Raw genomic sequence first — 18,723 nt, 5'->3', positions numbered from 1 at the left:
TCTATGTAATGACGATATCAGAAACTCAAAAGAGTTAAGTTACTCCCCTTTGGAACTATGATAATATTTTATTTAAAATTTTAATACTTGTCAATTATTTTTGCTTAAGCCATTTTAGTATTAGTGATAGTAAAAACAAAATAAGTGAATTTATAATTAAAGTTATGATTGTTAAAAGTAATGTATTTTTTTGCTCTAAAAATATTTGTGCAATAGCAATATTATGAATATCTGTAAATGTATATTTTAAATATTTGAATATATTGTTAAAAGATACTAAGTAAGCTACAACATATTTTGAACCAGCAAAGAATAATAAAGATATAGCTACTGCCAAATTTGTATTATTGAACATAGATAGAATAAACAAAACAAAATTAGCAACAAATAATAATATTGCACAAGCTAATCCCAAACTATATAAATAATTCACATTCTTTAAAAAAGATATTAAATCGAAAATTTTTATGTAGTGGAAATAAGCTAGATTTATAGCTAATATTAAGAAATAATATAATGTAAAATTAATAAAATTAACAAGTAGCTTAGAAAAGATATTTGAAAAATTAGTTACTTTTGAGTTATAAATAATATTATTTACCTTAGTCTTATAGTCTTCTCTATAACTAAATATTATATTAAGCCCTAAAATAAAAGCAACTAGAATTAATAAAACTTTCAAAACATAATTATACAAATAAGTTTCAAAATCTACTTCTAAACAATTTATTATACTTTGGTACTTATATGCTGACAAACCACTTACTAGGAGCAAGAATACAAAATAAATATAATTTAATTTTCTTTTTAAAACTTTTAAAATCTCTATTTTTAACATCTAACTACTCCTCTACTTCATATAAATCTGCATCTTCATTAAAATCACTTATATTTAATACTTCAATATTAGATTTTACAAAATAATACAGGGCGTCTTCTAGGTTATCTCTTCTAATTATTAATTTTTTATCAATAGTTTTAAAATCAAAATGTAAATCTTTATATAAATCTTCTTCTTTGTAGTCTGTAATTTCTAAAACAACTAAATCTTTAATCACAGAGAGTTTATTTGTATCATCAAAATAAACTTGTTTATCTTCTGAAATAACTAAAGTTTTTTCACATAAAAGACCAAGGTCATTTAACTTTTTAGATAATATGACTATATTTCTATTGTTTTTGGCTATTTCTTTTTTTAGAAAACTTGTTATATAAGCCATGTCTTTAACATTTAATTTTGTATCCGTTATATCTACTATAAATATTTTTTGAGATACTAATGACGAAAATAATATACTAAATTTTTCTTTAGAAGATAAATCTAACTTAGCGTAATTAGACTTATAATCCAAATTTGCTAAGGATAAAATTTCTAATATTTGTTTTTTTGTATACTTAATTTTAAATAAGGATAAACTTGTTTTTAAGTTTTGGTATAGGGAAAAATTATTATAAAATCCTATATTATTTTTAAAATATGGATAATAGTTTTTAATTTTTTTTATATCTTTTTCGTTTATAAATACTTTACCATCATAACGTAAACTTCTCTTAAATACTTTTTTTATTAATTCTAATACTTTGTCATTGTCATTAATTATAGTTAATGAAGAGTTTTCTTCTAGTGTAAAATCTAAATCTAAATATTTTTTACGAGCTATTTTTTTTCTAAATTCTTTGAATTGTAATGTCATAAATAACCTCTATTTTTATCTATCTAAATATATTATAACATATTAGTTTTCTCTTTGCTATCTTCCTTGTAATCACACTGATTACAGTATACATATTTTTTACCCTCAAATAACAAGTTTTTACATTTAGGGCAAATTCTATTTATCGGCTTATCCCAAGAAACAAAATCGCATTCTGGAAAAGATTCACAACCGTAAAATACTTTTCCTTTTTTTGATTTTTTTTCTAATATTTCGTGTTTACTACACTTAGGACAAGTTACACCAACTTTTTTCTGTATTGTCTCTGTATATCTACAATCTGGAAAGTTTGAACAAGCCACAAATTTTCCAAATTTTCCTAACTTAAACAACAAGGGCGAACTACAATCTGGACAGTTTTCACCAGTATATTCTTTTTGTATTTCTACCTTATCTAATTCTTTTTCTGCCTTGACTACATCTTTATAAAAATCATTATAAAAATTATAAATTGCATGTTGCCATCTAATTTCACCATCAGCTATTTTATCTAAATCAGTTTCTAAATTAGCTGTAAATTCAGCATTGATAATGTCAGGAAAATATTCTGCTATCATTTTACAAACAACTTCTCCTAACTCGGTAGGATAAAAAACTTTATTTGTTATTTTTGCATAATATCTTTTTTGCAAGGTATCAATAATAGTAACATAAGTTGATGGTCTGCCTATACCTAATTCTTCTAACGTCGCTATTAGTCTTGCTTCTGAATATCTAGCGGGTGGTTGCGTAAAATGTTGTTGCTCTTTAATATTTTTTATTTTGGCAAATTCTCCTTTTTCAAATTCTGCCACTTTTTTAACTTTTTCTTTGTCATTAAGAATTTTTAAAAATCCTTCAAATATAATTTTAGATTCACTAGCTTTAAAAATGACCTTATTATTTTTAAAAGTTGTTGTTGTCGTTTCATAAATAGCATCCGACATCTGACTAGCCACAAATCTTTCCCAAATCAATTTATATAACTTGTATTGGTCAGGACTTAAATATTCTTTAACCCTATCAGGAGTAAACTCAACATTGGTTGGTCTAATCCCCTCATGTGCATCTTGAATATTTTTATTTTCCTTAGTTTTTTTAGCAGAAGTAGAACAATACTCTTTTCCAAAATTTTTCAAGATAAAATTATATGCTTGATTTTTAGCGTCATCTGATATCCTAGTAGAGTCTGTTCTCATATAAGTTATAAGTCCAGTAACTCCTCCTAACTTTTTAAGATTTATTCCTTCATACAATTCTTGAGCAAGACTCATTGTTTTTCTAGTTTTAAAGTTAATTTTCCTAGAAGCATCTTGTTGCATAGTTGATGTTGTAAATACATTAGGAGAATTTCTATTTTTATTTACTTTTATAACATCTACTACTAAAAATTCATTACTAGTAATAGATTTTTTTACCTTATCCACATCTTTTTTAGTTTTTAATTTTATTTTTTCATCATCATAAGAATAAAAATTAGCAGATAAAATTTTTCTATCCTTAATAAAATCTATCTGTAAAGACCAATATTCTTCTGGTATAAAATTGCGAATTTCATTTTCTTTATCAACAATAAGTTTTAAAGCTGTACTTTGAACTCTACCAGCAGATAGTTTTGGTTTTACTTTTTTCCACAAGACTGGCGAAATATTATAACCTACCAACCTATCAAGAACACGTCTTGCCTGCTGTGAGTCAACTAAATTTTCATCTATTTCTCTAGGATGTTTTATCGCTTCTTTTACAGAATCTTTAGTTATTTCATTAAAAATTATTCTATTTTTTTCTTGTGGTAAATCTAAAATACTTGATATGTGCCAAGCAATAGCTTCACCTTCTCTATCAGGGTCGGAAGCAAGATATATTTTTTTCATACCCTTTGCTTCTTTTTTTAAAAACTTTATAACATCTCCCTTGCCTCTTATAGATATGTAGTCTGCTTGGATATTTTCTTTGTCAAGCACCTCTACACCCATTCTACTTTTTGGAAGATCTTTTATATGTCCTTTTGAAGAAATTACCTTATATTTTTTACCCAGATACTTTTCTATTGTTTTAGCTTTCGACGGAGACTCGACAATTACTAAATTTTCAGCCATTTTATTTTTCTCCTAAAATTTTATAATAAGTATGATAATTTATTTTTTTTAAATTGTCAATAACACTTACCTATAATTAATTTTTAATCTATTTTTGTTAAAATAAATGGTTCTTCATTTTCTCTAACCATTATTGTATGCTCGTACTGGGCTACAAATGAGTTATCTTTTGTTACCAATTCCCATTCATCTCTGTCGCTATTAGAAACTTCTTTTGCTTTTGTAGAAACAAAGGGTTCAACAGCTAAACACATTCCATTTTTTAAAATAAGATTATCCCAAGGGTCAAAATAATTAAATACGTGTTGTGGTTCCTGATGTAGACTTGTTCCTATCCCATGTCCTGTTAAGTTTTCTATTACTTGCAATTTATGTTCTTTTATTTTTTTATGGATATTTTTACCTATTTGATTTATTTTTTTTCCTGCTTGGGCATACTTAACTCCTTCAAAAAATGCTTCTTTTGCTACATCGCATACTTTTTGCTTCATATCGTTATCACATTTACCAACTACAAAAGATACTCCAGTATCTGCATAATATCCGTCTTTACAACCAGAAACATCAATATTAAGTAAATCTCCATCTTTTAATATTTTATTATTTGCTGGTATACCGTGTGCTGCTTGATTGTTAAGTGATATACATGTATAACCTGGGAAATCATATTCAGTTATTGGTGCTGAACTTGCTCCATACTCTTCAAATAATTTTTTTGCTATATTATCTAATTCTTTTGTTGATACTCCAGGTACTGCCGCTACTTTCATTGTATCTCTTATTATTGCACAAATTCTACCTATTTCTTTCATTTTTTCAAGTTGTTCTTCATTAGTTATTATCATTATTTGGCTCCTTTATATTATAATTTAATTAAAATTATTTATTAATTCACTCAAATTTTTTATACTGTATGTAGGTTGTTTTGCTTTTGCTTTCAAAGCTTCCTTAATTGTAACTCCTGTTTGTACATGAATGGTATCTATTCCTGCATTTATTCCAGACATAATATCCGTATCATAATTATCACCAACCATTACTATATCTTCCATATTATAATTAAATTTAGAAATAGCTAAATCCATAATAATCTTGTTGGGTTTGCCAATTACAGTAGGTTTAACACCAGTTACATACTCTAAATATTTTACCTGTCCTCCATTACTAGGTGCCATACCTTCTTCTGTGGGAAGTAGTTTGTCTGGATTTGTTCCTATAAACTCTGCACCATTCCTAATTATAAAGCAGGCTTGTTTTAATTTTTCATAAGTTAAATTTCTATCCAAACCTACAACAACAGCTTGTGCATCATCTTTATTAGTAATTGATATATCATTTCTTAATAAAGTTTCTCTTAAACCATCTTCTCCTATAAGATATGATTTTTTATAAGATTTTTTCTTCATATATAAAGCCGCTGCTTCTGATGAAGTAAATATATTTTTTTCGCTAGTTTCTATATCTAAACTTTTTAATTTTTTAACTACATCACTTTCTGTTTTTGTAGAATTATTAGTTAAAAATAAGTAATCTATATTATTAGAATTTAGATAATCAATAAATTCTTTTGCGTATTTTATTTTTTCATTACCGTTATACATTGTTCCATCTAAATCTATTAGATATAAACTATATTTTTTTATCTTCATTATTACACCTTCAAAATAAAAATATTACCATAATTATAACATAGCCAGATAAATAAATTAAAATTTTTTTGAAAAATATAAAATAAAAAATTTAAAATAAATCATTTTATCATAATTTACTGCTATACTTTAAATATCAAAATAGGATATTAATAATTTTTTATTAACAAAAAAAGAGATATTTTTATATATCTCTTATACATATTCTAAAAATATTTTATTGATAAATAATAACCATTCATTCATTTCAGCGAATTGTTGTTTTTCATGATACCAAACAACCATTACTAAGGACTGAAAAGACATATACCATTTAAGTTTCAACCTGTAAGCTAAACTTGATTTTATTCCATAGCTTTCAAGCCATAAATCCCAATCTTTTTGAGGAATATAACGATACAAAATAAATGAAATATCTATGGCAGCATCTCCAAGTATAGACTGCTCCCAATCAACTAAAAACAACTTTCCACTATCTGATAATAACCAATTATCCTTGTGCAAATCAGCATGGCAAGGAGAAAAAGTTTCAGTAATAGGAACATTATTTTTTAAATAATTAAATACCATAGCAATATCACTATTTCTAAGTAGTTCTTCTGACAATATTTTTTCAAGATTTCTCAAAGAACTAAGTGCTGTGGTTTCTTTAAAACCTTGAGTTTGCATCAATTTTTTTATCTTAACAGAATTATGAACTCTACTAAGTATTTTAGGTATTCTTGGGTCAGTCATTTCATCTGCTAAAAGAGTACGACCATTCTCAAAATCTTGAGCAATTATAACATCACCATTACTAAGCCTTCTAGTCCATTTTAATTTAGGAACTATCTTTTCTGCGGATAAGGTAGCTATTAAAGGAGTGGTATTTTTCTTTATAAAATACTTATTATCTTCTCTTGAAAAATAATAATCTTCTTCGTATTGTTCACCTAGCGTCCAACCCATCTGATAATATTCTCTAGCCAAAATACCACTCCTTTCCTAATTAATAATATTCTTTAATAATGCATTACTATTTTACAATTTTTAATTAATTTTTTCAAGATAACATCTCTAAAACTAAACTTAAAATTTTCAAAAATATTATTACTATTTATTAAAAAAAATAATTATTTTCTCTTTATACTTTATTATAATAAGTTATTATTTTAAAAATAAATATTTAAAAAAAATATTTTAATAAAAATAAATTTAAAAGTAAAGTTTTATTTTTTTATAATTAGTATGAAAAAATCAGTGTAGATTTTTATATCTACACTGATTTTTTATTTATATTATTCACAACAAATTCCATAAATAGATTCTGCAAAAATTGCAACTGATAGTAACAAATCTTCTACAAACACATATTCATTTGCTTGGTGCATTGTATCTTCTCTTCCTGGTAATAAAACTCCAAAAGCTACTGCTTTTTTCATACATCTAGCATAGGTTCCTCCACCTATAACCATAGCATCATTTTCAAAATCTCCAGTATGTTTTCTATAAACAGAAAGTAAAGTTTGAACTAAATCATCTTCTTTTGGAACGTAGTGAGCACCCTTATTAGCATAAAGGTCAATATCAAAATTTTCAAATGATAAAGCATTTACTTTTGATACTAAATCATACTTTGCAGGATAGCGTGTATCAGTCTCTATACTAGCAACTTGTTTTTCTAAATCATATTTAAAAATACCATAATTAAAAGTAGCTGTTCCCATTTCATTATCACTATATTTCAAACCTAACTTTTCTCCGAATGGGTCATTTGCTAAATTCAAGGCTATGTGTTCTACATAATTTTTTCCATTTACATCAAGTGATAAGGCATTTAAAAATTCTGCCATAATTGTTGCAGCATTAAGTCCTAATTCAGGAGTAGAACCATGAGCAGCTTTGCCATAAAAAATTAAAGTTATTTCTTGACCATCTTCTACTTTGTAATTATCGTAAGAATAAGATTTTAATTTTTCTTCTAGTTTAGCAAAATCACCAGATAATTTTGCAATAGCTTCACTAGGCACCATATTCTTAGCTAGCCCAGAATTTAATGACAGTAATTTGAAATCTGAAAAACTTTCATCTTTTACAAATTTTAAATCATATCTAAAATTAGCGTGTGCTTTTTCTCCATATATTACTGGATAATGAGCATCAGGTGTAAACCCTAAATCTGGTCTTTCTTCAGTTTCAAAATATCTTTTTACACATCTAAATCCTACTTCTTCATCTGTTCCAACTATTAACCTAATACGTTTTTTCCAATCAACACCTAAGTCATCAAGTAATTTCACTGCATAGTAGGCTGCCATAGTAGGTCCCTTATCATCAAGGACACCACGAGCAAAAATTTTACCATCTCGAATTTCTGGTTCAAAAGGTTTTGATACCCACTCACTAGGATTAGCAGGAACTACATCAACGTGTCCTAATATACCAAAAATTTCTTGACCCTCTCCTACTTCTATATGTCCAGAAACATTACCTACATTTTTAGTAATATATCCATCACGCTGACCAAATGACAAGATTTTATCCAAACCTGCTCTTGGACCTTTTCCAAAAGGAGCATCTTTACTTATTTCTCCTCCAGTATATGACTCTACTCTTAAAAGTTCAAACAAATCTTTTAATAAATCTTCTTTGTATTTTAGGGCTTCTTCTTTAAAATTAATATTCATCTTATTTACCTCACTTATTTTGTATTTTTTCTATTTCTTCTTTTGTTAAATATCTATATTCACCTAGTTTTAAATTTTCATCTAATACTAAGTTTCCAATAGTAAGTCTTTTTAAATATATAACATTTAAATTAACTGCTTTCATCATTCTTTTTATCTGATGAAATTTACCTTCGGATATAGTAATAAAAGCTTTGCTTTTTTCTTCAGAAGAAAAAATAATTTCTAACTTAGAACTTTTACACTTATAATCTCCGATATGTACACCTTGTAAAAATAAATCTACTATACTACTATTTAATTGACCATCCACTTCTACATAATATTTTTTATCAATATTTTTCTTGGGGGATAATAAATTATGTGCTAAATCTCCATTATTAGTAAGAAGTATTAAACCCTCTGTATCCTTATCTAGTCTGCCGACTGGAAAAGTGGCTAAAATTTTATCTTTATCACTTAAATAATCAATTACCGCCTTATCTCTAGCATCTTGTGTGGCACTTACAACATTCTTTTCCTTATTTAACATTATGTAAATATATTTTCTATATTCTAGTATTTCTCCATCTACTTGAACTTTGTCATCTTCATTAACCTTAAAATTTGGTGATTTGATAAGAATATTATTGACTAATACACCTTTTTTTATAACTTTTTTCACTTCATTTCTACTAAGAGTTGTACAAGAACTAATATATTTATCTAATCTCATATTATCCTCTCCTTAGTATAGTTTTTAAGTTTATATTTTTGCCAAATAAATATCTTACAAATTTACTTTTACTTAAAACTACAAAGTAAATAACTACTCCAAATACAGCACAAATAGCAACTAGAATAGAACTATCTATTTTAAAATGTATATTAAAATTAGATATTATCGAATCATAAATTGCTAAAATAACAAAACTCATTATAAAACAAGAAATTAATATTTTTATAAAATTCTTAGCAAATTCCCTAATTCTTAAACCTATCTCATACTCTATAACTACAAAATTTAAAAATATCATCAAAATATAGGTTAGAATTGAGCAATATATTGCTCCTTCTGTTTCAAAGTGTAATATAAATTTCTCATTTAAGAAAAATTTAAAACATACTCCTACAATTATTGTGTAGATATTTATTCTTTGTTTGTCTATGGCTTGCATTATGATACTCGTAATTCCATACACAGAATAAAATAAGGCTAATGGTATATATATTCTCATCAAATAAAAAGCCTCAAGGTCAAATTCATAAAAAGAAACGTAGATAGGTTCTGTTAGTATATACATGCCAAAAAGAGATGGCATTACTATCATCAATAAGGCTAGAATAACTTTATTGATTTGAATACTAACCTCGTCAGTCTTTTTATTGACATAAAGTCTTGTAATAGCAGGTAAAAACGCCCCTGTCAGTGCCGGTGCTAAAGAAACAGAAATCATAACCAATTTATTAATATAATTATTATAAACATTAAACTGGTCTTCTCCAATTTGAGCTTTTCCCAATATATCCATAGCAGGTATGATAGTATTTTGGTCTATCAAAGTTAGAATAGAAAAAAATGATGATACTATAACAAAGGGGACAGAAACAGAAAATATTTCTTTAATTATAGATACAGTCTTTTCTTTTTTATAAACAATATCATTATAATTATTAAAATCTAAATTGTTTTTAAATCTTACATAATAATATAATAAAATAAGCACTGCAATTATGGCTCCAATACCCGAAGCAAAAGTTGCCATAGCATTTGCATATACAACATTACCTTTTGTTATTTGCATTACTATATAAGTTCCAAGCATCATAACAGCTATTCTAAATACCTGTTCAAAAAATTGAGATATTGCTGAAGGAAGCATAATTTCATGACCTTGAAAAATACCACGCAAACCTCCATTTATCATAACAAAAGGAACTGCTAAACTTAAAGTTTGAATTACTAACTCCAAGTCCTCTACTGTATATCTTAATGGTACATCAACGGTAGATATTGTATATGCAGCCATATACTTAGCACCAAAAATAAAAATAAAAAATCCAATTATTCCAAATACAAGTAAAATACTTGAACCAGTTTTTGCTATTCTTTTACTTTTTTCAAAATTACCTATTTCGTTATATTTAGATATTAATTTTGATATTGCTAGGGGAATACCAGCAGCAGACAATTCTAATAATAATACATAATAATTATAAGCATAATTTATCAAAATCATATTAGGTTTACCACCCACTATACTATAGTAGGGAATAATATAAATTAAACCTATTAATTTTGTTAAAATTAAGCTTAGACTTAAAATAAATGTTCCTTTAAACAAGGAATCTTTTTTCAAATTATTCACTTCCAAACACTATTAAAATTTAACCTTTAAATATACAAATATTGGAAAATATATACAAGGGTAACAAATACACTATATACTAAAATTAATCTAAATAATCTATCAAATCTTTTTTTATTAATAAATTTATTCGATACTAAAATTACATATAGGGCTGAAAAACAAATAAAAGTAAGTAAAAAAACTAATATAGTACTTAGCACAAATAGCATATTTTCCTCCACAATAAAATTTTATTAGATTCATTTTATCATACTTTTAATAAATTTACACTAATTATATTTTTTAATAATAAAATTTTCTGTCAATTATAAAAATATTTCATTAAAATCTAAAATAAAATGTTAGATTATTTAACATATACTTTTACTTTATATATTTTTTATGTTATTATACCTTTGTAAATATAGATAGGAAGGTGAAATTATGGGATTTAAAGATTTTCAAAAAAATCTACCTGCCTTGTCAATTAGTGTTGTCACAAGGATAACACAACTTTCTGCTAGACAAATTCGTTACTACGAAGATAAAAAACTTATAAATCCTGAAAGAACTCCAGGAAATACAAGATTATTTTCGATAAATGATGTTGAAAAATTATTGTCTATAAAAGAATTATTGAATAAAGGTTTTAGTATAAAGGCTGTTGATGAAATAATTAATAATAAAAAAGTTTCTTCAGAAATAAATAAAATTAGACAAATTATTCATAACGATATATTTATTGGACCAAACGCTTCAAATAGAGAACAATCTATTGGTCGTGGCGACCTTTCTAGGTTTTATAATAATAAAAAATAAAAATATTAAAAGGAGATTTTATTATGTCAAAAAGACAGAAAATACTAGAGACAATTAAAAGGGAAAATGTAAAATACATTAGATTGCAATTTACTGATATTACAGGAACTATAAAAAATGTTGAAGTTCCTGTAAGTCAAATCGATAAAGTTCTAGATAATAATATGATGTTTGATGGTTCATCTATTGAAGGTTTTGTGCGCATTGAAGAGAGTGATATGTATCTTTATCCAGACTTGGATACTTTTTTAGTATTTTCATGGGATAGTGAATATGGAAAAGTTGCAAGATTTATTTGTGATGTTTATACTCCTGATAGAAAACCTTTTGCAGGCGACCCACGTGGAAATTTAAAAAGAATATTGAAAAAAATGAATGACCTAGGATTTGATACCCTAAATCTAGGACCAGAACCAGAATTTTTCTTATTCAAACTAAAAGAAAATGGTGAGCCTACTTTAGACTTGAATGATAATGGAGGTTATTTTGACCTTGCACCCGTTGACTTAGGAGAAAATGTAAGACGCGATATAGTTTTAGAATTAGAAAATTTAGGTTTTGATATAGAAGCTAGTCATCACGAAGTTGCACCAGGACAACATGAAATTGATTTTAAATATGCAGATGTAATAAGTGCTTGCGACAATATTCAAACATTCAAACTAATTGTTAAGACTATCGCTCGTAAACATGGATTAAACGCAACATTTATGCCAAAACCTATATACGGAATAAACGGTTCTGGTATGCACTGCAACGTTTCTCTTTTTAAAGATGGAGAAAATTGTTTCTATGATGAAAACTCTGAAAATAAATTATCGAAAGAAACATATCATTTCATAGCTGGAATACTAAAACATGCCCGTAGTTTTACTGCTATATGTAACCCTACCGTAAACTCTTATAAGCGTCTTGTTCCTGGATATGAAGCTCCTTGTTATGTAGCTTGGTCGACTTCTAATAGGTCGCCATTAGTGCGTATCCCTGCTTCACGTGGTAAATCTACTCGTGTAGAAATACGTTCAGTAGATCCTGCAGCGAATCCATACTTGGCTATGGCAACAATATTAGCTGCAGGTTTAGATGGTATAGAAAATAAACTTGAGCCTATGCAAGAAGTAAATAGTAACATATATATAATGACTAGAGAAGAAAGAATTGCAGAAGGAATTGATGAACTACCTTCAACTTTATATACTGCATTAAAAGAACTTAAAGATTCTACCATAATTAAAGAATCTTTAGGCGACCACATATTCCAAAACTTTATAGAAGCTAAATCTATTGAGTGGGATGTTTTTAGAACTCGTGTAACCGACTGGGAAGTAGAACAATATTTAAAACAATATTAAAATAAAAAAAGATGAGAATAATATTCTCATTTTTTTATTCTACTACTAGCTCTATTATTGATACTTCTTCAATAGGTTTATCTTGAAATCCTGTTTCAACGTTAGCAATTTTTTCTAAAACTTCTACACCATCAATGATATGACCAAAAACTGTATGACGATGGTCTAGCCAAGGAGTACCACCTTGCTCTGCATATATTTCGATTGCCTCTTTTGACCAACCCCCAGCTTCTAATTGTGATAACATCATACTATCAACATGTTTTGCTTGGACAACAAAAAATTGACTTCCGTTTGTATTCGGTCCTGAATTAGCCATAGATAAGGATCCATAAAAATTAAAATAATTTGGAGAAAATTCATCTTCAAAAGGAGAATTCCAAATAGACTCACCACCCATTCCTGTACCAGTTGGGTCTCCTCCTTGAATCATAAAATCCTTAATTACCCTATGAAATATAATTCCATTGTAGTAACCATTTTTGGCATGAGTAATAAAATTTTCTACAGTTTTAGGTATATCTTTTTCAAATAATTTAAAAGTCATATCTCCTTTAGTTGTTTTAATTATTACTTTTCTTTCTCCATCTTGAATTGTTTTTATTTTTTGTGATAAAGTCATTTCTACGCCTCTTTTTTAATTTTTCTTTCACTAATTTCTTTTAATATATTTTCTTTAAATTCAGCAAAAGATTTTATTTTTTGTTCTTGAGAACCAAATGTTCTTACATTTACAGATTTATTTTCTACTTCTTTGTCTCCTATAACGATTGTGTAAGGAATTTTTTTATTTGCTGCTTCACGAATTTTATATCCTAATTTTTCATTTCTATCATCTATTGAAACTCTTACTCCATTTCGTTTCAAATCTTCAAAAATTTCTTTAGAATATTCATAGTGATAGTCATTGTTTACAGGAATTATACGAACTTGGTTAGGAGCTAGCCAAGTTGGCAAATCTCCTTTGTATTCTTCTAATAAGAAAGCAACCAAACGTTCCATAGTAGAAACTACACCACGATGAATTACCACAGGTCTGTGCATTTTTCCGTCTTCACCTACATATTCTAATTCAAAGCGTTCTGGTAGTAAAAAGTCTAACTGAACTGACGACAATGTTTCTTGTTTTCCTATGGCTGTTTCTACTTGAACATCTAATTTTGGTCCATAAAATGCCGCTTCACCTTCTGCTTCAACATAATTAAGTTCTAGTTCATCAGCCGCTTCTTTTAACATTGATTGTGCATTTTCCCACATTTTGTCATCGTTAAAATATTTTTCAGTATTTTCAGGATCACGATATGATAGACGATAACTGTAATTTTCTATTCCTAAATCTTTATAGGCTTCTTGTATAAGTGCAACCGTACGTTTAAATTCATCTTTTATTTGGTCTGGTCTAACAAAAATATGGGCATCATTTAACGTCATACCTCTTACACGTTGCAAGCCACTCACCGCTCCACTAGCTTCGTAACGGTGCATCATACCCAACTCTGCTATTCTAATAGGTAATTCTCTATAAGAATGTTTTTCATTTTTATAAATCATCATGTGATGTGGACAGTTCATTGGACGTAAAACCATTTCTTCATGGTCCATAGTCATTTTAGGAAACATATCTTCTTGATAATGCTCCCAGTGTCCACTTGTTTTATACAAATCTACTGATGCTAAAACTGGTGTATAAACGTGATCGTACCCAGATGAAACTTCCTTATCTACAATATATCTTTCTATTGTTCTACGAATTGTTGCTCCGTTTGGTAACCATAATGGTAATCCTGCCCCTACTTTTTGGCTTGTTGTAAATATTCCCAATTCTTTTCCTAATTTTCTATGGTCACGTTCTTTAGCTTCTTCTAATTTTCTCAAATGGTCTTCTAAAGATTCTTTACTATAAAATGCTGTTCCGTATATACGTTGCAACATTTTATTATTACTATTTCCTCTCCAGTATGCACCAGCAACTGATAACAATTTAAATTCTTTAATTTTTGATGTTGATAGAACATGACCACCACGACAAAGGTCAGTAAATTCACCTTGCTTATATACTGTAATTTCTTCACCTAGTGGTAAATCATTTATTAGTTCAATTTTGTATGGGTCGTGATAAAATATTTCTAACGCTTCCTCTTTTGAAACTACTCTACCTTCAATTTTATGATTTTCAGAAATAAGTTTTTTCATCTCTTTTTCTATGTTGCGTAAATCTTCTTCATTTACTTTATATTCACAGTCAAAGTCATAATAAAAACCACCATCTATAACAGGTCCAACTCCGAAACAAACATTTTCTCCGTACAATCTTCTTAATGCCTGTGCTAATAAATGGGCAGACGAATGACGTAAAACATATAATGCGTCAGAATCTTTATCATCTGCCAATATTAATTTTAAAGAACCATCTTCTTCTATAGGTTTTTCCAATTCAATATAAGCATCATTTAATTTAGTAGCAACTACTTTTTTCTTCAAACTTACACTAATACTTTCAGCTACTTCTAAAGCTGATTTATTTTCATACTCTCTTATGTTCCCATCTGGAAATATTAATTTTACCATTTTATAATCTCCTTAAAATTTTTTTATAATAAAAATAAAAATCCCTACCTAGTTTATAACTAGATAGGGACGAATAAATATCGTGGTACCACCCATTTTTGAAATAAAAATTTCCTCATTTAACGATTAAAGCTCGTAAAACTTTATACAATTAAAATTACAAGGTAGTAATGAATAAAATCTTATAAGTATTTTCAGCACCATACTCTCTCTTTAATAAGTGATTTTATCATCGTGTCCTTTTTGTATAATCATATTATGCTAATGATTTTACCACAAAGAATAATTTTGTGCAAGAGGTAATTTTTTATTTTGTTCTTTCATTATCACAATCTAAATATATTGGACTTGCTAAATATCTTATTCTGTCCAAAATTCTCATAGCCTTAGTTTCATCAATAGTATTTTTAGTAACAGAAAGAAAATCGCTCAAATCAACAATACCTAAATTTGACGTGAAAAATGTTAATAAATTTTCTGAAGAACGATAATTTATAATAGGAACTAATATTTCATCACGAACAAACTCAGTAATATTTTCTGCACCTATATCGTCAATAATAAGTATATCTTGTTCTCTTATACTATCAATTACATAAGTATAATCACCACTAGAAATCATTGTTTTTATTTTGCGAACAAATTCCGGAAAATAAATTATTGCTGGTTCTTTCCCCTTATCTTTTAAATAGTTATAAACACAGCCCATTAAATATGACTTACCTATTCCTGTTTTCCCATAAACATAGATGCCTCGTGTTTGTCTACCAGCGAGATGTTCATCACAAATATCAATTAATTTTTTTGATAATTCTATTTTATTAATATTCTTAGAAACATTAGCAAAATTAGAGTATAAAATACCTTTAGATATGTATTCCGTTTTAATTCTATTAGACCATTTTCTTTCTTCATTTAATTTTTTTTGCTTAGGTGTTTCAGAAAATTCTAAATAAACAGTTCCATCATTATACTTTAATTTTGGTAAATATTCTATTTCTTTAGCCTTATTCTTGCTAAGATAAAAATCAAAAAATATCTGCTTATTATTTTCAAATATTTCATCATTAATATTATTTTTTTTTATAAATTTTAAAATATCCTTATCTTTTAAAATATTATTTGTTAAAAATTCTTCTACATTTATTTTTTCACTAAAGCTCTTAGTTATACTAGAAATTTTTTTCATTAATTAATTCCTTTTTCCTTCAAAAATTTCTCAAATTCATCATGAGAAATACTATCATTATTAGTTTCTAATTTTGTATCATTGCTCAAACTATTTAATTGCTCTTTTATATAATCAGGAGTTTGCACAATATGAGATTTTGAAAAATTACCTGGATTATTATAATTTTTACTTTTTGTTCTGTTAAATTTATTTTTATTGTAATTATCTCTTTGAGAATTTACAAAATTAATTGCATCTAAAGCACTAACCATTTTAGTTGACGACCAAGAACTTGCAATTTTATCAAAATAGTTAAAACTAGGTAATCCTTTAGAATTACTTTCACTTAGGGCATAATCTAAAAGAACATTAAGGACTCCCGATGTAAGATTATATTTATCTTGTAATTTAAAAATAATATTTTTGCTATCAATTTCAGATATAATTAAGCCCCATTTTCTATTTAAAAATTCTATATAATTAATATTATCTAGTAACTTGGCAAATTTTTCTTTTTCATCAAGTTCTCTTTCAAGATTATATGTATCAGCAAGCAAGTGTTTATTAATCATATTATCAAGTACAGGCGGTTTTTGTTTTTTTACCGTAACAAATAACTGATTTAAGTAATCTTTCAAAACTTCTATATTAATGGATGTTCCAGAAGTTATATCCTCAATAGAATGCTCAATAGCATCAGCCATATTTTCAGGACTTACCTTATACAAATGTGCTAAATTTAAAATATCCTTCTTAATTGAATTATCTTCTAATATCACATCTAAATACTTATTACTAAGTAGATAATTTAATTTTGAAAAATCAAAATAATATTGGTCTAAATTGGGACCATAGCTTATTTTAGAATTTTTATTTATATTATATTCTACTTCTTCATCAGAATAAACTTCTGAAAATTTAGCTGTAATATCTAAAAAATTTTCGAATGAAACTTTATTAAGACTAAATCTATCTTTAATTAATGTGTATGCTTCATAACCAATAGCATTTTGCAATAATTCTGACAACAAAGTATTATTTAAAAATTCGTAAAAATTAAGTGGTCTAAGAATTTTATATATGTAGAATTTTTTATTATCTTTCTCAAAGTAATATGTTTGTAACAATCCAAGAGCTTCTAATTTTTTTCTAATAAGAACAAATTGTTTAATATTTATCCCCAACATATCAATAAGTTCATAGTGAATGGAATTAACAGTCATATTCTTATCATTTAAAAGTTTAGTAGCAAGAAATTCATAAATTTTTATAGCGTTTGCACCAATTAAAGGTAAGTATAAAACATTTAGTTCTTTAGAATAATCAAAATTGTAATAATCATTATATACTAAATAATAATCTTTTTCTTGCAAGGAATTATTCATCAGTATCACTCATAACTTCAATAATTATTTGAATATACTCTAAAGCAAAAATAAAATCTTCATTAAATTCATATTTTATCTTGACGTTATTTTTTAGTGGAGCGTAAAAAGATTTAACTAAGACAGGATAAACATTATCTAATAATAATTTAGTATTATCATTCTCATATAAATCTCTCATAACTACAAATATTTTTCTAACTATGGAAATAAATTCACTCTTAGTAGGAGTTTTTATATTAGTATATGTATTGAATTTAGAATCAAAGCTTAATATATCTTTCTTATTCTCTTTTGCAACAAAATTTTTCATATCTTCAACTAAATCATACATATAGTTAAAAAACTTATTAACATCTAATAAATATTCATCACTAATTACTTTAGATTCACCTATAAATAAAAGTTCATTAATATTATAATCTGTTACAAATAAATACATTTTATATAAATCTGAAAATTCAATAGAATTAAATGTTCTATAATCATTTACTATATTGCGGATGCTTTGATTTTCTTTATATAAATTATAAATAGTATTTAACCAAATAAAATCATCTAATTTTTTATCATTAATCAAATTTATAAGATAATTATTAAATTCATATACTTCTTCATCTTTAAATAATAATAAAATATTACTTTCAATTTCATCAATTATGTTAAAAAATTTCTCAGCCTCTAATGAGTTAAAACCTTCTAAATTAAAGTCAGATTTTAAACTTGCCTTGATTTTAGTAAATAAATATTCACTATCATCATTTTGATCAATTCTTTTTTGAAATATAGTATTATAACCTGGTTTCTTAGAATAAAAATAGTTTTCTATTCCTTTATTAAATTTGAGTAAATTATTAAGTATTTTAATATAAGCTACCTTTATATTAAGTTCATTAAATGTAGAATTTATTTTTTCTAATGCTTCTAATATACTTTTTTTATTTTTTTGAGTTATAGTTAATAATTTTTCATCTTCAAGATACATAATAT

General features: G+C 26.4%; 16 protein-coding genes. 2 read left to right on the top strand and 14 right to left on the bottom strand.

Annotation, left to right across the window (positions count from 1 at the left end):
• Positions 1 to 94: 94 nt before the first annotated feature.
• From KMP12_RS04110 to KMP12_RS04070, 9 genes are all read right to left on the bottom strand, one after another.
• Positions 95 to 838, bottom strand: coding sequence for a hypothetical protein (locus tag KMP12_RS04110; protein WP_215756477.1), 744 nt, complete (start codon positions 836 to 838; stop codon positions 95 to 97).
• A gap of 4 nt (positions 839 to 842) precedes the next feature.
• On the bottom strand, positions 843 to 1,694 hold the full coding sequence (locus tag KMP12_RS04105; RefSeq protein WP_215756476.1) for a hypothetical protein: 852 nt from the start codon (positions 1,692 to 1,694) through the stop codon (positions 843 to 845).
• 32 nt (positions 1,695 to 1,726) lie between these two features.
• A complete protein-coding gene (gene topA, locus KMP12_RS04100) occupies positions 1,727 to 3,793 on the bottom strand; it encodes a type I DNA topoisomerase (protein ID WP_215756475.1) in 2,067 nt (688 codons plus the stop codon).
• Between the two features lie 83 nt (positions 3,794 to 3,876).
• Positions 3,877 to 4,638 carry a type I methionyl aminopeptidase gene (map, locus tag KMP12_RS04095; protein WP_215756474.1) on the bottom strand — a complete coding sequence of 254 codons (762 nt, stop codon included), beginning with the start codon at positions 4,636 to 4,638 and terminating at the stop codon, positions 3,877 to 3,879.
• A gap of 24 nt (positions 4,639 to 4,662) precedes the next feature.
• Entirely contained in the window at positions 4,663 to 5,442 is a 780-nt protein-coding gene (locus KMP12_RS04090; RefSeq protein WP_215756473.1) for a TIGR01457 family HAD-type hydrolase, read from the bottom strand.
• A 195-nt stretch (positions 5,443 to 5,637) separates the two neighbouring features.
• Positions 5,638 to 6,411, bottom strand: coding sequence for a phosphotransferase family protein (locus KMP12_RS04085; protein ID WP_215756472.1), 774 nt, complete (start codon positions 6,409 to 6,411; stop codon positions 5,638 to 5,640).
• Between the two features lie 308 nt (positions 6,412 to 6,719).
• On the bottom strand, positions 6,720 to 8,108 hold the full coding sequence (gene pepV / locus KMP12_RS04080) for a dipeptidase PepV (protein WP_215756471.1): 1,389 nt from the start codon (positions 8,106 to 8,108) through the stop codon (positions 6,720 to 6,722).
• Between the two features lie 10 nt (positions 8,109 to 8,118).
• Positions 8,119 to 8,823, bottom strand: a complete 705-nt coding sequence (locus KMP12_RS04075) for a pseudouridine synthase (protein WP_215756470.1) — start codon at positions 8,821 to 8,823, stop codon at positions 8,119 to 8,121.
• A gap of 1 nt (position 8,824) precedes the next feature.
• Positions 8,825 to 10,447: a putative polysaccharide biosynthesis protein gene (locus tag KMP12_RS04070; protein WP_215756469.1), complete on the bottom strand. Its 1,623-nt coding sequence runs from the start codon at positions 10,445 to 10,447 to the stop codon at positions 8,825 to 8,827.
• Between the two features lie 435 nt (positions 10,448 to 10,882).
• On the opposite strand from KMP12_RS04070, the gene KMP12_RS04065 reads away from it, so the two are divergent.
• Together KMP12_RS04065 and glnA are read left to right on the top strand one after the other, a co-directional pair.
• Complete coding sequence (locus KMP12_RS04065; protein ID WP_215756468.1) at positions 10,883 to 11,257, top strand: MerR family transcriptional regulator; 375 nt, start codon at positions 10,883 to 10,885, stop codon at positions 11,255 to 11,257.
• A gap of 23 nt (positions 11,258 to 11,280) precedes the next feature.
• Positions 11,281 to 12,609 (top strand): type I glutamate--ammonia ligase, encoded by a 1,329-nt coding sequence (gene glnA, locus KMP12_RS04060; protein WP_215756467.1) that lies wholly within the window; start codon positions 11,281 to 11,283, stop codon positions 12,607 to 12,609.
• 34 nt (positions 12,610 to 12,643) lie between these two features.
• Here the strand turns inward: glnA and KMP12_RS04055 are convergent, their stop codons facing one another.
• From KMP12_RS04055 to KMP12_RS04035, 5 genes are all read right to left on the bottom strand, one after another.
• Complete coding sequence (locus KMP12_RS04055; RefSeq protein WP_215756466.1) at positions 12,644 to 13,231, bottom strand: peptidylprolyl isomerase; 588 nt, start codon at positions 13,229 to 13,231, stop codon at positions 12,644 to 12,646.
• 2 nt (positions 13,232 to 13,233) lie between these two features.
• Positions 13,234 to 15,177, bottom strand: coding sequence for a threonine--tRNA ligase (thrS, locus tag KMP12_RS04050; protein WP_215756465.1), 1,944 nt, complete (start codon positions 15,175 to 15,177; stop codon positions 13,234 to 13,236).
• Between the two features lie 307 nt (positions 15,178 to 15,484).
• The gene (gene dnaI / locus KMP12_RS04045) at positions 15,485 to 16,366 is read right to left on the bottom strand and encodes a primosomal protein DnaI (protein WP_215756464.1); all 882 of its coding nucleotides are present in this window, start codon (positions 16,364 to 16,366) and stop codon (positions 15,485 to 15,487) included.
• Positions 16,366 to 17,733: a DnaD domain protein gene (locus KMP12_RS04040; RefSeq protein WP_215756463.1), complete on the bottom strand. Its 1,368-nt coding sequence runs from the start codon at positions 17,731 to 17,733 to the stop codon at positions 16,366 to 16,368. The genes dnaI and KMP12_RS04040 overlap by 1 nt, the downstream gene beginning before the upstream one ends.
• The coding region (locus tag KMP12_RS04035; RefSeq protein ID WP_252344698.1) for a hypothetical protein at positions 17,726 to 18,723 on the bottom strand (998 nt) is incomplete at its 5' end. The genes KMP12_RS04040 and KMP12_RS04035, both read right to left, overlap by 8 nt.

This window comes from Gemella sp. zg-1178 (genome assembly GCF_018790995.1).
In the GTDB taxonomy this organism is placed as follows: domain Bacteria; phylum Bacillota; class Bacilli; order Staphylococcales; family Gemellaceae; genus Gemelliphila.
This window is presented reverse-complemented; position numbering and strand designations above follow the sequence as displayed.

Excerpts from the sequence above, each read along its gene's own strand:
- KMP12_RS04110 (WP_215756477.1), bottom strand. The coding sequence starts at position 838 with ATGTTAAAAATAGAGATTTTAAAAGTTTTAAAAAGAAAATTAAATTAT.
- KMP12_RS04105 (WP_215756476.1), bottom strand. The coding sequence starts at position 1,694 with ATGACATTACAATTCAAAGAATTTAGAAAAAAAATAGCTCGTAAAAAA.
- topA (WP_215756475.1), bottom strand. The coding sequence starts at position 3,793 with ATGGCTGAAAATTTAGTAATTGTCGAGTCTCCGTCGAAAGCTAAAACA.
- map (WP_215756474.1), bottom strand. The coding sequence starts at position 4,638 with ATGATAATAACTAATGAAGAACAACTTGAAAAAATGAAAGAAATAGGT.
- KMP12_RS04090 (WP_215756473.1), bottom strand. The coding sequence starts at position 5,442 with ATGAAGATAAAAAAATATAGTTTATATCTAATAGATTTAGATGGAACA.
- pepV (WP_215756471.1), bottom strand. The coding sequence starts at position 8,108 with ATGAATATTAATTTTAAAGAAGAAGCCCTAAAATACAAAGAAGATTTA.
- KMP12_RS04075 (WP_215756470.1), bottom strand. The coding sequence starts at position 8,823 with ATGAGATTAGATAAATATATTAGTTCTTGTACAACTCTTAGTAGAAAT.
- KMP12_RS04065 (WP_215756468.1), top strand. The coding sequence starts at position 10,883 with ATGGGATTTAAAGATTTTCAAAAAAATCTACCTGCCTTGTCAATTAGT.
- glnA (WP_215756467.1), top strand. The coding sequence starts at position 11,281 with ATGTCAAAAAGACAGAAAATACTAGAGACAATTAAAAGGGAAAATGTA.
- KMP12_RS04055 (WP_215756466.1), bottom strand. The coding sequence starts at position 13,231 with ATGACTTTATCACAAAAAATAAAAACAATTCAAGATGGAGAAAGAAAA.
- thrS (WP_215756465.1), bottom strand. The coding sequence starts at position 15,177 with ATGGTAAAATTAATATTTCCAGATGGGAACATAAGAGAGTATGAAAAT.
- dnaI (WP_215756464.1), bottom strand. The coding sequence starts at position 16,366 with ATGAAAAAAATTTCTAGTATAACTAAGAGCTTTAGTGAAAAAATAAAT.
- KMP12_RS04040 (WP_215756463.1), bottom strand. The coding sequence starts at position 17,733 with ATGAATAATTCCTTGCAAGAAAAAGATTATTATTTAGTATATAATGAT.